Source organism: Lactobacillus acetotolerans DSM 20749 = JCM 3825 (genome assembly GCF_001436775.1).
Taxonomy (GTDB): domain Bacteria; phylum Bacillota; class Bacilli; order Lactobacillales; family Lactobacillaceae; genus Lactobacillus; species Lactobacillus acetotolerans.
Genome location: NZ_AYZC01000004.1, coordinates 12,909 through 28,677, shown reverse-complemented (window position 1 = coordinate 28,677; position 15,769 = coordinate 12,909). Strand labels below are relative to the sequence as shown.

Sequence of the window (15,769 nt, the reverse complement as noted above, 5' to 3'; positions counted from 1 at the left end):
AATGATTAATAATGCATTGTTTGCTCCTGTTACAGATTTAAAGGGTGTAGGGACAAAGACTGCAGCTAACCTTGGAAGCTTGGGCATTTATAGTATTTACGATTTACTATTTTATTTTCCTTTTCGCTATGATGAATTACAGACATTACCACTCGACCAGATCATGGACGGTCAAAAAGTTTTGTTAAAAGGAGTTGTAGCCACAGAAGCTTTTGTAAGTCGATTTGGTTATAAAAAGAGTCGCTTAAGCTTTAAAATGCGCATTGACCATGATATTATCATGGTCAATTTTTTTAACCAGCCTTGGTTAAGGAAAAAAGTTGAAATTGGTAAAGAAGTTGCTGTTTACGGTAAATATAACGTTGCCCGGCAAAGTCTATCTGGATTTAAATTTGTAGCCGCTAAAGAAAACGACAGTGGCATGGCGCCAATTTACCCCGTTAATAAACACATACGGCAAAAGAAATTAGTTGACCTGATTAATTTAGCAATTAATGATTTTTTGAATAAAGTGACCGATGTTGTGCCGGAAGCTGTCCGTAGGAAATATCGTTTGCTTAGTGATCAAGAAATCATTCAAAAGATGCATCATCCGAAGAATCCCAATGAGGCTAAATTAGCTAAAAGAAGTGCTATTTTTCGTGAATTCTTTATTTTTGAAACAGAAATAGCCCTTTTATCAAGTGCAAATTCTCATCATTCTAAAGGATTTGCTAAACATTACGATCTGTCAGAAGTTGCTAAGTTAACTAAGTCATTGCCGTTTGAATTATCAAATGATCAAAAACAGGTAGTTAATGAAATTTTTGCAGATATGCATTCAGAACGACAGATGCAACGGCTTTTACAAGGGGACGTTGGCTCTGGTAAGACGGTTGTGGCTGTTTACGCACTTTTTGCTGCAGTAACTGCCGGTTATCAGGCTGCATTGATGGTTCCCACCGAAATTCTGGCGACACAGCATTTTAAAAAAATTGATGAATTACTTCGGCCATTGGGAGTTCGGATAGCTCTTCTTACCGGTAATACGAAAACGATGGAACGGCGAGAAATTTACCGTGAAATTACTGATGGTACGATTAATATTGTCATTGGGACGCATGCGTTAATTCAAAAGAAGGTTATCTTTAAAAAATTAGGTTTGATTATTATTGATGAACAACACCGTTTTGGTGTGGGTCAAAGACAAGCACTGATTAATAAGGGAAATCATCCCGATATTTTAGCAATGACAGCTACACCAATTCCACGGACACTGGCTTTGACGGTGTACGGTGAGATGTCGATTTCAGAAATTCGTCACCTTCCGTCAGGTCGAAAGCCAATCATTTCTTCTTGGAAGACCAGTAATCAAATGAAGGAAGTTTATGCATTAATGCATAAACAATTGGCGCAGGGTTTTCAAATTTATGCTGTAACTCCGCTTATTACTGAATCTGAAGCGGTTGATTTGAAAAATGCGGAAGAATTACATACTAAATTGAGTCATGATTTTCCGGATCAAAAAGTAGTGCTTTTGCACGGACAAATGCCTGGTCCTAAAAAAGATGAGATTATGGCTGATTTTTCTGCTGGTAAGATCGACATTTTAGTTACAACTAGTGTGATCGAAGTCGGGGTTGATGTTGCTAACGCAAATATGATGATCATTTATAACGCTGATCGTTTTGGTATTAGCCAATTGCACCAGTTGCGTGGCCGAATCGGTCGGGGCCATACCCAAAGTTACTGTATTTTTATGGCTGACCCTAAAACAGAGGCTGGTAAAGCAAGAATGAAAATTGTTGCTTCAACTACCGATGGATTTAAGCTGGCTGAAGAAGACCTCAAAATGCGTGGTGAAGGCGACTTGTTTGGTAAGGCACAATCAGGGCTTCCTGAATTTCGTGTTGGTAACGTGGTTAATGATTACAATACTTTAGTTGTTGCCCAGAAAGTTGCCCAGAAGTTGGTTCAGAACGATCCTGAGTTACAGGATAAATCCCATAATTCTTTAAAACAGGTGCTAGAATATAAACAATTAGAACAAGAACGAGCATAGAAAAGATTGTGATAAATTAATGAGAACAATAGCTATTGATGCAATGGGCGGCGAGCATGCGCCTAAGGCAATTACCGATGCGGTTTTGCACGCAAAACCAGAATTAAAACAAACCAAATTTGTTTTGTTTGGTGATGAAGAAAAATTAAAGAAATTAATTCCGGCTGACCAATTAGATGATCGTCTGACAATAGTTCCGACTACTGAGGTAATCGAGGATCAGGATGAGCCCGTTAAAGCCATTCGGAAGAAGAAAAATTCTTCGATGGTGGTTGCAGCCAACTACGTTAAAGACGGTAAGGCAGACGCTTTGTTGTCCTTAGGCAATACCGGTGCCCTTCTTACCTCTGGAATTTTTATTGTCGGTCGGATTAAAGGTATTGCCAGACCAGCTTTAATGCCTACTTTACCAGTAGAAAATTCAGATATTGGTTTTAACATGATCGATGTTGGTGCTAATGCGCAAAGCAAACCAGAATATCTTTTACAGTGGGCTAAAATGGCTTCATACTATGCTGAAAAAGTACGTGATGTATCTAATCCACGCGTTGCCCTTCTTAATAATGGTGCGGAAAGTGATAAAGGTGACGATGTTCACCAAGAAGCGTACAAACTTTTGAAGGCAAGTGATTTGAATTTCACTGGTAATATTGAAGGAAATGAATTGTTGCTTGGCAAAGCTGATGTTGTGGTAACGGATGGCTTCACCGGTAATTCAGTTCTGAAGAACACCGAAGGAACTGCCAGCGTATTAATTCATATGTTAAAGGATAGCCTTCTTAATAATGGTTTTATGACCAAAGTGGGTGCATTACTGATTAAGAATGCCTTAAAGTCTCTGGTTGCTAAATTTGATACTGCCAGGTATGGTGGTGCCGCACTGCTTGGCTTAAATGCACCGGTAGTTAAAACGCATGGGCGCTCAGGAGAACGAGCAGTTTACTACACAATTAAGCAAGTAGATAAAATAGTAGCGGAAAAATTAACCGATGAATTTAAATTAGAATTTTCTAAGAAAAATTAATTGCTTTAGCTAAAGAAAGAGGAGTTAAGAATGTCAGAAGAAGAAATTTTTAATAAGATTAAGAATATGTTAGCCGATAACTTTGATGTTAAAAAAGATAAAATTACCGAAAAGACTAATTTTACTAAGGATCTGGATGCAGATTCAATCGATTTAGTTGAATTTATCTTGCAGCTGGAGGATGAATTTGGTTCTGAAATTCCCGATGCAGATGCTGAAAAGATCCAAACCGTTGGGGATGCAGTTTCATATATCAAAGCACACCAAAAATAATTTCTCACAAAAATCTCATTTTTGATTTGCATGTGACCAGTATGATGTATATAATTAGAAAATAAATAAAATATTTAAGTATCTTTTAATAATTATTAGAAGATTTGAGATGGAGGAATGTGCTTTGGAAAAACAAAGTGATCTCTTATTAGATATCCAACATTTGCATACTGCTTATCGTTTACAAGGAAAATTTTATGACGCTGCGGATGATATTAATTTAACTCTTAAGCGGAATGAAATTTTGGCAATTGTAGGTGAATCTGGTTGTGGTAAGAGTACAATCGCAGCAAGCATTATTGGCTTGTATGATCATAAAAATACGAGAGTTACCGGAGACATTCTTTATAATGGCTTAAACCTTGTTGGTTTAAATGAATCTCTTTTTGATAAGATCAGGGGAGATAAAATAGGGATGATTTTCCAGGATCCACTCGCTAGTTTGAATCCACTGATGCGTGTTGGTGATCAGGTTGCAGAAACTCTTTACTATCACACGGATATGGATGAGAAAAAGCGTCATGCCCGGGTAATTGAACTATTCAATCAGGTTGGTATGCCTAAGCCTGAAGAAATGTATTCAATGTATCCATTTGAACTTTCAGGTGGCCTGCGTCAACGTGTTGTTATCGCGATGGCAATTGCATGTAAACCAGAAATTATTATTGCTGATGAGCCAACAACTGCTTTAGACGTAACTATCCAAGCTCAAATCTTGGATTTACTGGAAGATATTCAAAAAGAAACGCAATCAGGTATCATTTTGATCACCCATGATCTTGGGGTTGTTGCAGAAACGGCTGATGAAGTAGCCGTTATGTATGCGGGACAAATCGTTGAAAAAGCAGATGTCAAAACTATTTTTGAACATCCTTTACATCCGTATACCCGTTCACTTTTGAATTCCATGCCGCAAACAGAGGATGAAGATGACGCTGATTTACACGTTATTCAGGGTACTGTTCCTTCACTTAAGAATATGCCTCGTGAAGGTGATCGGTTCGCTGCTAGGATCCCATGGATTCCGGCAAGTGCTCACGAAAAAGATCCAGTAATGCATGAAGTTAAACCAGGACACTGGGTAAGATGTACTTGCTGGAAGACGTTCCACTTTGAAAATGAAGATAATGTGGCAAGTGGGGAGTAACATATGGCTAATGAAATAATTCAAATTAAAGATTTAAAAGTCCATTACCCAATTCGGTCTGGATTTTGGAACCGGATTACTGATTATGTTCGTGCCGTTGATGGTATTAGCATTTCAATTAACGAGGGTGAAACTTATGGCCTAATTGGTGAATCTGGTTCTGGCAAGTCCACCACCGGTAAGGCAATCGTTGGTGTTGAACCCGTTACCAGTGGTCAGATCATCTATAAGGGTGTAGATGTTACTAAGTCTAGAAATAGAAAAAGGCTTAATTACAATAAAGATGTCCAAATGATTTTCCAGGATTCAATGTCTAGTTTGAATCCCAGAAAGAGAATTGAAGATATTATTGCTGAACCGATTCGAAATTTTGAAAATTTAACTACTGATCAAGAACGTGATCGGGTACAAGAATTACTTGATATCGTAGGGATGCCTAGTGATGCTATTTATAAATATCCACATGAGTTCTCAGGTGGTCAAAGGCAGAGAATAGGGGTTGCGCGTGCGGTAGCCACGCACCCTAAATTGATTGTTGCTGATGAACCGACCAGTGCCTTGGACTTATCCGTTCAAGCTCAAGTTTTGAACTTTATGAAGCATATTCAACAACAATATGATATTGCTTACCTATTTATCTCCCATGATTTAGGGGTTGTAAAGCATATGTCAGAAAATTTGGCAATTATGCACCGAGGACGTTTGGTTGAATTAGGAAGCCGGGAAGCTATCTATAAACATCCAATACATATTTATACTAAGCGTTTACTTTCAGCCATTCCGGTTGTTGACGTGGAACACCGTGCAGAACACAAGAAGCACCGCCAACAAGTAGAGAAAGAATTCCAGGAGAATCAAAGCAAATGGTATGACCAAGATGGAAGAGTCTTTCCATTACAAAAGGTTGCACCCAATCACTGGGTAGCACTTCCTAAGGAACGAGCTCAAAAAGAGGAAGAAAAAGTAGAGGAGAGTGATTAAGAATGTGGAAAACAGTTTTACGACGTATATTAATTATGATCCCACAATTGATTATCCTAAGTATTTTGGTCTTCTTCTTGGCTAAAATGATGCCTGGTGATCCATTTAGTGGACATATAAACCCTAATACGGATCCTAAACAATTGGCTGCTTTGAAACAAGCTGCTGGGTTAAATGATCCATTTTATATTCAATATTTTAGGTGGATTGGCAATATATTCCATGGTGACTTCGGTACAAGTTATATTCAACATGTGCCAGTTATTTCGTTAATTGCTGATCGAGCGGTAAATACTTTTTGGTTATCACTTTTAACAACTATTTTGACTTATGCGATTGCTATTCCTCTGGGAATTGCTGCTGGTCGTTACCAAGACCAATGGCAAGATCAAGCTGTTCAAATTTTTAACTATATTACCTTGGCTGTCCCTGGGTTTGTATTTTATATTTTAGTATTATGGTTATTTGGATTTGTATTAGGCTGGTTTCCTATTTCAGGTTCTGTTTCCGCAAATGCAACAGGATTTTGGGGTGTTTTAGGTAGTCGATTTTACCATATGATTCTTCCAGCGATTTTATATGCTTTGATTACAACAACTTCCATTGTTCAGTATTTACGAACTGGGATCGTAGACAATAAAGTAGAAGACTATGTACGAACAGCACGTAGTAAAGGTGTTCCTGAAAATGTAGTCTTTCATAAACATATTTTACGGAATTCACTTTTACCAATTGCTGCCTTCTTAGGGAATACTATTACTGGATTACTCAGTGGTTCTATGATTATTGAATCTGTATTTAGTTATCCAGGTATGGGTAAACTATTCCTAGACTCAATTTCACAGCGTGATTATACTACCCTGACCGCCTTGATTCTTATATTTGGTATTTTGACATTATTAGGTAACTTATTATCGGATATCATTATGAGTATTATTGATCCACGGATCAGAATTAAGTAAGGGAGGAGAATATAATGGCTAATAAGAAAGCAAATACTGAAAAGCAAAATATAAAAAGTAAAAAGCCTGAAGTTTCTCTTCCACCTTCTGGTTTTAAGGTTGCAATGCGCGAAATTTGGCGTGATAAAGTTGCTAGGTTTGCCTTGTTCTTGATCATTCTAATTTTGTTATTCACCTTTGGTGGATCCCTATTCTTGAATAAAGGTCAAATTACAGAAATAAATATTGCCGACGCCTATTATGGCTGGGGTGAAGCTGGACACCTGTTAGGAACTGATGACGGTGGCCGTGACATTCTTAAACTGTTAATGATGGGTGGCCGTAATTCTATTTTAATTGGACTTTCAGTAACCGTGATTACTGAGACGGTCGGATTAGTAATAGGTCTAGTTGCTGGTTATTATGGTGGAATAGTCGATTCAATTATTATGAGAATTGTTGACTTTATCCAAATCTTACCAGAATTACCAATTATTATTGTTTTGACTACAGTTATTCCTAATTATAATGCTGTGACACTGGTATTTTTGATCTCAATGTTTGGCTGGACAACGACAGTGCGGTATTACCGTTCATTTGTTTTGTCTCAGCGTGGTCGTGATTATGTTTTGGCTTCTAAAACATCTGGATCATCAGACTTACAAATTATGTTCCGTGAAGTTTTACCCAACATTACATCAATGATTATTATTGATGTTGTTATAACTGTTGCCGGGAATATTGGTATTGAAACAACATTATCCTTTATTGGTTATGGTCTGCCAACAACAACGCCATCACTTGGTACTTTGATTGGATTTGCTAATGATCCGGTTAACGTTATCAGTCGATCATGGTTATGGCTGCCAGCTACGATTTTATTACTAACTATTTCCTTGAGTATTAATTATGTTGGTCGTGCTTTGCAACGAGCAGGGGATGCAAGACAGCGTGAAAATTAAATAATAATAAATTTACTGCAAATGACTCTATCCAAAAAGATAGAGTCTTTTTTTGCATAATTTAAGAAAAATAATAGAAAATATCAAATAAATTTAATTTGATAATTCAGGATTTAATTTTATTTTAATAAAACTATTGCTTTTTTAATTTTGTATGCTAATATCTATTTATCAACTTATTTTAAGAACCTTGATATGGTTCATTCCAATGAATAGGAGGAACAATGATATGAAAGCAACAAAAATTCTTGGTTCAATAGGTATTATTACCACGGCTACCTTGGCACTAGTAGCTTGTGGTAAAAATAATAATGCTAATACAACAAAAAAAGATTTTCCCGCTGCAACACCCAAGAAGGTTTCTAAGCAGGGTGGCACGCTAAATGTAGCTGTTGAAACAGATACTCCATTTACTGGTATTTTTTCAGAGGAATTAAAAGATTCTCAATTTGATGCCGATGTTGCTTCACCAGGTGATGAAGAGTTATTTGATACTAATGATCATTATAAGATTAATAATAAGGGCCCAGCTACCTTAAAACTTGATCGTAAGGCTAGCACAGCTACCATAACGGTTAAAAAGGGAGTTAAATGGTCAGATGGCAAACAAGTAGTTGCCAAGGATTTGGAATACGCATATGAGATTTTGGGTAATAAGAAAACAAATTCTCCCAATTACAGTAGTCAATTTGAACTGATTAATGGTATGAAGGAATATCATGAAGGTAAGGCTAAAACCATTTCAGGTCTTGAAATGCCTGATGGTGAAAATGGGCGTACACTTATTATTCATTTTAAACAATTAAAGCCAGGTATGTACTACACTGGTAATAATTATTTCTGGGAATGGGCGGAACCATATCATTATTTAAAAGATATTCCACTCAGTAAATTGCAATCTTCTGATCAAATTAGGAAAAACCCTTTATACTTTGGAGCATTTAGAGTCCAAAAGATGACTCGTGGACAATCTGTAACTTGGGTTCCTAATAAATATTACTGGCGTGGTAGACCAAAATTAAACAAAATTATCTATCAAGTTGTTTCACCTAATTCAACTTCACAGGCAATTAAAAGCCACAAATTTGATGTTGCCACTGTAATTAATTCGCAGTGGAATCAAGTTAAAGGGACTAAAAATGTTAATTTTATCGCCGATATACCATTGTCTTATTCCTATCTTGGCTTTAAGGTAGGTAAATGGGATTCTGCTAAAGGTAAAAATGTAATGAATCCTAAATCCAAGATGGCTAATAAGTCTCTGCGTCAAGCTATAGGTTATGCAATGAATGTTGATGCTGTAGAAAAGCGTTATACTCAAGGCTTGAGCTTTCAAGTACCAACTTTAATCCCAGAACAGTTTGGTGATTACTTTGATAAAAATGTTACGGGTTATCGTTATAATCTTAAGAAAGCTAATTCGATTTTGGATAAGGCTGGTTATAAGAAAAAAGGTAAATGGCGTGTTCAACCTGATGGCAAGCCGCTAACTATTCATTTGGCAGCGATGTCTGGTGATTCAACTCAGGAACCAATTTTCCAAAATTATATTCAGCAATGGCATAAGATCGGTTTAAACGTTAAATTAACGGGTGGTCGTTTAACTGAATTTAATTCCTTCTATGATAAGGTTCAGCATGATGATCCATCGATTGATATGTATATAGCAGCTTGGTCACTTTCAAATGAACCATCGCAAGAAGGCCTATATGGTGAAAAAGCACCAATGAATTATGAACGTTTTGTTACTCCAGAGAACAACAAACTGCTTAACGAAATGGATTCACAAAAAGCATTCAATCACAAATATCGTGTTCAAAAATTCCATGAATGGCAACGATATATATTTAATGAAGCTTTCGTAATCCCACTTTATAATTCGTATGACGTAAAGGCTATTAATAATAAAATAACTGGATATTCAACTAAACCTTCGCAGGAAAATAATAATCATCCGCTTTGGTATCAAGTTGGTTATACTAAATAAAAGTTTGAAGGGTATCTTTACTTAATTATTAAGTAAAGATATTTTTGTGTAATAGACAGTTAAGATTAAAAATATATAAAAATCTTTGAACGAACAAATAAGTAAGTATAATTTCTATTATTTTGAATTTCCCCTATGTTACAGTTTTCTTGTTTAGATTTTATTTATTTTGAATTTTGATTTTGAATCAAGAAAATGTAAAGAATTAATTTGTTTTTAATAAAGAATGTTGATTCACTAACTTATTATGATACTATTTAACTAATGATTTGTATTAATAAAGTATAATTTGTTATAACGATAGGAGTTGTTACTGCGGCTGCACTAGCTTTAGTAGCATGTAGTAAAAGTGGTAATACTAACGTAAATACTAAAAAGAATTTTCCAACCGCAACCCCAAAGAAAGCTACCAAACAGGGTGGTACAGTTAAGGTATCCCTTGAGACAGATACACCATTTACCGGTATTTTTTCTGATGAGTTAGCAACCACAGCTGTTGATTCAAGCGTTGCTGAACCTGGTGAAGAATCTTTGTTTGATACTGATAATCACTATAAAATCAATGATAAAGGTTCTGCTACCTTAAAATTAAATCAGAATGCCAAGACTGCTACTATTACTATGAAAAAAGGTGTTAAGTGGTCTGATGGTAAGCAAGTAAATGCTAAAGACTTAGAATATTCTTATGAAATTTTGGCTAATAAGAAGACTGCTTCTCAAAGATACAATAGCAAATTTGAAGATATTAATGGTATGAAAGAATACCATGAAGGTAAAGCTAAGACTATTTCAGGAATTGAAATGCCTGATGGTGAAAATGGTAGAACAATTGTCCTTCATTATAAGCAATTAAAACCAGGGATGTATTATAGTGGTAATGGTTACTTCTCTGAAGATGCTGCACCATATCATTATTTAAAGAACGTACCATTTAATAAATTACAATCCTCTGACCAAATCAGGAAGAGGCCTTTGTATTATGGACCATTTAAAGTACAAAAATTAGTTCGAGGCCAATCTGTAACCTGGGTTCCAAATAAATATTATTGGCGTGGTAGACCAAAATTGAATAAAATTGTTATTCAGGTTGTGTCTCAAAATTCAGCTTCACAGGCAATTAAGAGTCATAAATTTGATGTTGCACAGGTGGTAAACTCACAGTGGAACCAAGTGAAAGGTACAAAGGGTGTTGATTTTATTGGTCAAATACCTTTACAGTATTATTACCTTGGCTTTAAAGTTGGTAAGTGGAATACTGCCAAAGGTAAGAATGTGATGAATAAGAATGCAAAGATGAATAGTAAACCATTGCGTCAAGCTATAGGTTATGCCATGAACGTCGATGCAGTTGATAAACGTTACACACAAGGTTTAAGTTTCCAAGTACCAACATTAATTCCAGAAGGATTTGGTGATTACTTTAATAAGGATGTTAAAGGTTATCATTATGACCTTAAGAAAGCTAACCAAATTTTGGATAAAGCAGGTTACAAGAAGAAAGGTAAATGGCGTGTACAACCAAATGGTAAGCCATTAACAATTCATTTCATGGCTATGACAGGTGATTCTACGCAAGAACCAATTGTTCAAAATTATATTCAACAGTGGCATAAAATCGGTCTGAACGTTAAGTTAGCAGGTGGTCGTCTAACTGAACCTAATTCTTTCTATGATAAAGTACAACATGATGATCCATCAGTTGATATGTTTAGTGCTGGTTGGACTTTAGCAAGTGAACCTTCACAAATAACCATGTTCGGCGAAAATAGTGTTCAAAACTATGAACGATTTGTAACTCCAGAGAATAATAAGTTGCTTAACGAAATGGATTCACAAAAATCCTTTAATCACAAGTATCGTGTTCAAAAATTCCATGAATGGCAGCAATATATGTTTGACCAAGCCTACGTTATTCCTACAGATAATGCTTACAGCATTTCCGCGGTTAATAGTAAACTGACTGGTTATTCAACCAAACCGTCAAAGAACAACAACGGAAACCAATTATGGTACCAAGTTGGTTATGTTAAATAAATTAAATTTTTAAAGTGAAAGAGGCTACTTCTTTATGGAAGTGGTCTTTTTTGCTATCATTTTATAGGCTTAAAACTGTTATAATTAATAGTTGTGAGAGGGCAGTGAAGATGGTTAGTACAAAATTTATTAAAAAATTAGATACAAAATATGGAGTTAAATTTCATAATGAAAAGTTATTAGAAGAAGCATTTACCCACTCTTCTTATTCAAATGAACATCCACACGATGGAATTCGCGATTATGAAAAATTGGAATTTTTGGGGGATGCCGTCCTTGAATTGGCTGTTTCAGATTATTTGTACCGGCATTTTAACAAATTAAATGAAGGGCAATTAACCCGTTTAAGGTCAAATATAGTTGATACCGCGGGATTCTCAAAGTTTGCCTTTCAGTGTGGCTTTCAAAATGAAATTAATTTAGGCCACGGTGAAGAAAAGGCTGGGGCACGTTCCAGAAAAACTTTGCTAGAAGATGTTTTTGAAGCTTTTAACGGCGCCCTTTTCTTAGACCAGGGAATGAGTTCTGTTCAGCATTTTCTACATTTAACCGTTTATCCGCAAATTGATGAGGGAGAATTTGATGCCTCCAGAGATTACAAGACTGACCTCCAGGAATTTCTGCAGCAAGGTGGCCCAGTAGCAATTGAATATAACGTTGTTAGTGAATCGCAACTTCCTTCCAAGTTTGTAGTTGAATTAAAAATAAACCACAAGGTTGAATCTAAAGGAGAAGGACATAATAAAAAAGCGGCTGAACAACAAGCAGCTAAAGCGGCCTTAGATAAACTCGATTAGGAGGTGGGTGTGTGCCATTAAGAGAATTAGTCATTGATGGTTTCAAATCATTCGCTGAAAAAACAACTATTCATTTTAATAACGGAATCACCGGAATTGTCGGTCCTAATGGTAGTGGTAAAAGTAATATTACAGAGGCTATCCGTTGGGTAATGGGAGAATCAAGTGCTAAATCACTTCGTGGTTCTAACATGAAAGACGTTATTTTTGCTGGTAGTGAATTTCGCAAGCCCGCCAACCGCGCTGAAGTCACCATGATTTTTGATAATAAAAAGCACGAATTAAGTTGCGATAGTGATCAAGTAGCAATAAGCAGACAAATTCTGCGTTCTGGTGACAGTGAGTACTTGATTAATAAGCAAACCGTTCGTTTACGTGACGTGCGTGCCCTTTTCTTAGATTCAGGAATTTCTCAGAATAGTTTGGCAATAATTTCGCAGGGACGAGTGGATCAAATCCTGAATTCACGTCCAGAAGACCGGCGTAGCCTCTTTGAAGAAGCAGCCGGCGTATTGCATTTTAAGAAGCAAAAAGAGGCAGCTGAGGGTCAACTTGATAAGACTAACGATAATTTAGTTAGAATTAATGACTTAGTTAAAGAATTAGAAAAAAGGATTGAACCTTTACATGAGCAGAGTTCTTTAGCAAAAGAATATAAGTTTCAAAAGTCGGGTCTTGACCAAAAATTAAAGACCCTGCTTGCTTTTGAAATTGAAGATCTGAATCATAAAAAAGAAGCTGTTCAGGCAAAGGCTGATAAGAATCAGGTTCTTTTGTCAAAACTTGATAGTGAGGTTAAGGAATCAAAAAGTGCCGTTGTTGCTAAAAGGGCAGAATATAAGCAGTTAGGCGAACAACGGGATACAATCCAAAATGACTTGCTGGCTTTGACAAAAAAACTGTCTGAATTGAATACCAATCTGCAAGTAGCCGAGCAATCAAAGCAGTTTGATGAAGCAACTAAAACCGAGTATCGGGATGAATTAGCAGAATTAAAGAAGCAAATTAAAACCGTTCAAGACGAATTAACTGCTTTTAATCAGAAAGAACAGGATTTACAGCAAAAGCAGGATGAGCTCAAGAGGCAGAAGAATAAATTAGTTACTCAACTGAATGAAGATCCAGACCAATTAAATAAAAAGTTAGAGGACTTGCGTAATGACTATATTCAATTGTTGCAAGATCAGACCTCTAATAATAATCAAATTGTCTATTTAAAGTCTGAATTGAAACGGACCCAAGATGACAGTAGTTATCAGAATAATGATGTTGCCCAGCAGCTGCAAAAAGCTTCTGCTAATCTGGAACAATTAAGTGTGCAAGGCAAAACTTTAACTGCTAAACGTAAAAAGGAACGGGCTGAACTGTCCGAATTAAAGGATAAGCATGAGAAAGCTCAAGCTGATTTAAATCATTTACGGCAGACGGTTGCGCAAGGCAGGAATCACTTGCAGCAGATTAGTGCCCGCTATAACGCCCTTGAAAATATCCGTAAGCGTCACGAAGGCTATTATTACGGTGTTAGAAACGTTTTAAATAATTTAGATGAATATCCTGGAGTTATTGGAGCTGTGGGAGAGCTTATTACTTTTCCAATAGAGCTTGAAGCTGCAATGACTACAGCACTAGGCGGTGGTGTTCAGGATTTAGTTACTGAGTCACGTGGTCGTGCAAGGGACGCAATTAATCGGCTGAAAAGGAACCATGCAGGCCGGGCAACCTTTTTGCCACTGGATGGTTTAAGGCAGTATCGGATTCCGCGCTCAACGGTGATTACGTTGAAATCCTTTAAAGGTTTTAAGGGAATTGCCAGCGATCTGGTAAGTAGTGAGGCTAAGCAGGATATTAGTGCAGCCATAACTTATTTGCTTGGAAGCACCATTATTGTTGATACAATTGATAATGCTCTGCAGATTTCACGCAGAATCGGGCGCTATCGGATCGTAACCATGGATGGGGATGTGATTTCTCCAGGTGGTTCAATGACTGGTGGTGTGCGTAACCAAAGAAATAATTCTCCTCTGCAAACTGCAGCTGAAATTACCCAGCTTAAGAAACAGATTAAGCAATTAAAGTCACAATTAAGTGAGGATCAGGCTAACTTAAATACTTTAGTCGACAAAGATGATAACCTTTCCGCTAAATTAAGCAAAGTCAATAAAAATATTCAAAAAATTAACCAAAATTTAGGAGAAGCAGTTCTTTCTTATCAGAATCAGGAAAAAGAGGTTAAGCGTCTCAGCGACGCTAATAAGTTATTTGAATCTCATAAGCAAGAAAGAGAGCAACAAATACTTAAGCTTAAGAAGCAAATTTCTGAAGCTGAAAATAAAAAAGATGAGCTTGCTAAGAAGGGTACAGAACAAAAAAGCAACATTAAAGAAGTTCAAGAAAGGATTCAAAACTTTACTTCCTTAAATAAAAAAGTACAGGCTAAATTGTCAGATTTAGATCCTAAAATTGCCGTTTATTCTAATAAATTGGAAAACCTGCTTAACCAAAAGCAGGAAAGAGAAAAGAAACTTCAAGATAATAAAGATCAAATTAATAATTTAAATGCTAAATTATCTACCATTAATCATAGTGGCGAAATTTCTTCTCAGAAAAAAGCTGATTTACGGAAAGAAAAAACACAACTTGCTGATAAACGGGATTCTTTACAGAAAAAGTTAAATGAGCTTAGTTCTAAGCTAGGGCAGTTTGATGCAAAGATTAACCAACTGGACCAAGTTGCCAGTCGAAATTATGATTTACGCAAGGATGCGGCAGTTGAACAAGAAGATTTTTCTGTTCAGATAACTAAGTATTCTAGCGCGATCAACCAACGGCTTGATACACTTAGTTCCGATTATTCATTAACCTATGAAGCCGCTTTGTCACAGGCTGAAGGGAAGAATGACGAAGATAATCGTAAAAAACTGAAGAAGAGTGTTAAGCTGCACCGCATGTCGATTGCGGATATTGGTCCGGTTAACTTGAAGTCTATCGGCGAATATGATGACGTTAAAAAACGGTACGATTTTTTAAATGGTCAGCAAAATGACTTACTTAAGGCACGAGATAACCTGAAAAGATCTATGGTTGAGCTTGATAATGAAGTTAAAACGCGTTTCAGTAAAACTTTCGCTGCAGTTGCGAAGAGTTTTACTGAGCTGTTCCCAGTTGTTTTCGGCGGTGGGAATGCCAAACTTGTTTTAACGGATCCAGATGATATGCTCAATACGGGGATTGAAATTATCGCTCAACCGCCTGGTAAAAAGCTGCAGCGCTTAAGTTTACTTTCCGGTGGGGAGCGTGCTTTAACAGCAATTACGCTGCTTTTTGCAATGCTGAAAGTGAAGCCAGTCCCATTTTGTGTACTCGATGAAGTTGAAGCAGCCCTGGATGACGCGAACGTTACCCGTTTTGCACAATTTTTGAAGAAATATGATATGCATACGCAATTTATCGTAATTACGCATAGGCGGGGAATGATGGAACAGGCGGATCAGCTCTATGGTGTGGTCATGCAAGAATCTGGTGTGTCGCAAGTTCTTTCAGTATCATTAAAAGAGATAAAGAATAAAAATGAGGTGAAGTAAG

General features: G+C 36.6%; 11 protein-coding genes. All 11 read left to right on the top strand.

Annotated elements, in window-relative coordinates; translation table 11 throughout:
- Position 1 precedes the first annotated feature (1 nt).
- Positions 2-2,041 carry an ATP-dependent DNA helicase RecG gene (gene recG / locus FC77_RS01340; RefSeq protein WP_056969772.1) on the top strand — a complete coding sequence of 680 codons (2,040 nt, stop codon included), beginning with the start codon at positions 2-4 and terminating at the stop codon, positions 2,039-2,041.
- Positions 2,042-2,060: 19 nt separating this feature from the next.
- Positions 2,061-3,065: a phosphate acyltransferase PlsX gene (gene plsX, locus FC77_RS01335; RefSeq protein ID WP_054681319.1), complete on the top strand. Its 1,005-nt coding sequence runs from the start codon at positions 2,061-2,063 to the stop codon at positions 3,063-3,065.
- 30 nt (positions 3,066-3,095) lie between these two features.
- On the top strand, positions 3,096-3,338 hold the full coding sequence (gene acpP, locus FC77_RS01330; protein ID WP_056969731.1) for an acyl carrier protein: 243 nt from the start codon (positions 3,096-3,098) through the stop codon (positions 3,336-3,338).
- Between the two features lie 124 nt (positions 3,339-3,462).
- Positions 3,463-4,485 (top strand): ABC transporter ATP-binding protein, encoded by a 1,023-nt coding sequence (locus FC77_RS01325; protein WP_054681318.1) that lies wholly within the window; start codon positions 3,463-3,465, stop codon positions 4,483-4,485.
- 3 nt (positions 4,486-4,488) lie between these two features.
- Positions 4,489-5,466, top strand: coding sequence for an ATP-binding cassette domain-containing protein (locus FC77_RS01320; RefSeq protein WP_054681316.1), 978 nt, complete (start codon positions 4,489-4,491; stop codon positions 5,464-5,466).
- Positions 5,467-5,468: 2 nt separating this feature from the next.
- A complete protein-coding gene (gene opp4B / locus FC77_RS01315; protein WP_054681314.1) occupies positions 5,469-6,428 on the top strand; it encodes an oligopeptide ABC transporter permease in 960 nt (319 codons plus the stop codon).
- A gap of 14 nt (positions 6,429-6,442) precedes the next feature.
- The gene (locus FC77_RS01310; protein ID WP_054681312.1) at positions 6,443-7,369 is read left to right on the top strand and encodes an ABC transporter permease; all 927 of its coding nucleotides are present in this window, start codon (positions 6,443-6,445) and stop codon (positions 7,367-7,369) included.
- 229 nt (positions 7,370-7,598) lie between these two features.
- A complete protein-coding gene (locus tag FC77_RS01305) occupies positions 7,599-9,356 on the top strand; it encodes an oligopeptide ABC transporter substrate-binding protein (protein ID WP_056969730.1) in 1,758 nt (585 codons plus the stop codon).
- Positions 9,357-9,650: 294 nt separating this feature from the next.
- Positions 9,651-11,390 carry an oligopeptide ABC transporter substrate-binding protein gene (locus FC77_RS01300; RefSeq protein WP_056969728.1) on the top strand — a complete coding sequence of 580 codons (1,740 nt, stop codon included), beginning with the start codon at positions 9,651-9,653 and terminating at the stop codon, positions 11,388-11,390.
- Between the two features lie 110 nt (positions 11,391-11,500).
- Complete coding sequence (gene rnc, locus FC77_RS01295) at positions 11,501-12,187, top strand: ribonuclease III (RefSeq protein ID WP_056969726.1); 687 nt, start codon at positions 11,501-11,503, stop codon at positions 12,185-12,187.
- A gap of 11 nt (positions 12,188-12,198) precedes the next feature.
- The gene (gene smc / locus FC77_RS01290) at positions 12,199-15,768 is read left to right on the top strand and encodes a chromosome segregation protein SMC (protein ID WP_056969724.1); all 3,570 of its coding nucleotides are present in this window, start codon (positions 12,199-12,201) and stop codon (positions 15,766-15,768) included.
- Position 15,769 lies beyond the last annotated feature (1 nt).

What these genes read in the sequence shown, in the direction of transcription:
- recG (WP_056969772.1), top strand. Translation starts at nt 2, where the DNA reads ATGATTAATAATGCATTGTTTGCTCCTGTTACAGATTTAAAGGGTGTA.
- plsX (WP_054681319.1), top strand. Translation starts at nt 2,061, where the DNA reads ATGAGAACAATAGCTATTGATGCAATGGGCGGCGAGCATGCGCCTAAG.
- acpP (WP_056969731.1), top strand. Translation starts at nt 3,096, where the DNA reads ATGTCAGAAGAAGAAATTTTTAATAAGATTAAGAATATGTTAGCCGAT.
- FC77_RS01320 (WP_054681316.1), top strand. Translation starts at nt 4,489, where the DNA reads ATGGCTAATGAAATAATTCAAATTAAAGATTTAAAAGTCCATTACCCA.
- opp4B (WP_054681314.1), top strand. Translation starts at nt 5,469, where the DNA reads ATGTGGAAAACAGTTTTACGACGTATATTAATTATGATCCCACAATTG.
- FC77_RS01310 (WP_054681312.1), top strand. Translation starts at nt 6,443, where the DNA reads ATGGCTAATAAGAAAGCAAATACTGAAAAGCAAAATATAAAAAGTAAA.
- FC77_RS01305 (WP_056969730.1), top strand. Translation starts at nt 7,599, where the DNA reads ATGAAAGCAACAAAAATTCTTGGTTCAATAGGTATTATTACCACGGCT.
- rnc (WP_056969726.1), top strand. Translation starts at nt 11,501, where the DNA reads ATGGTTAGTACAAAATTTATTAAAAAATTAGATACAAAATATGGAGTT.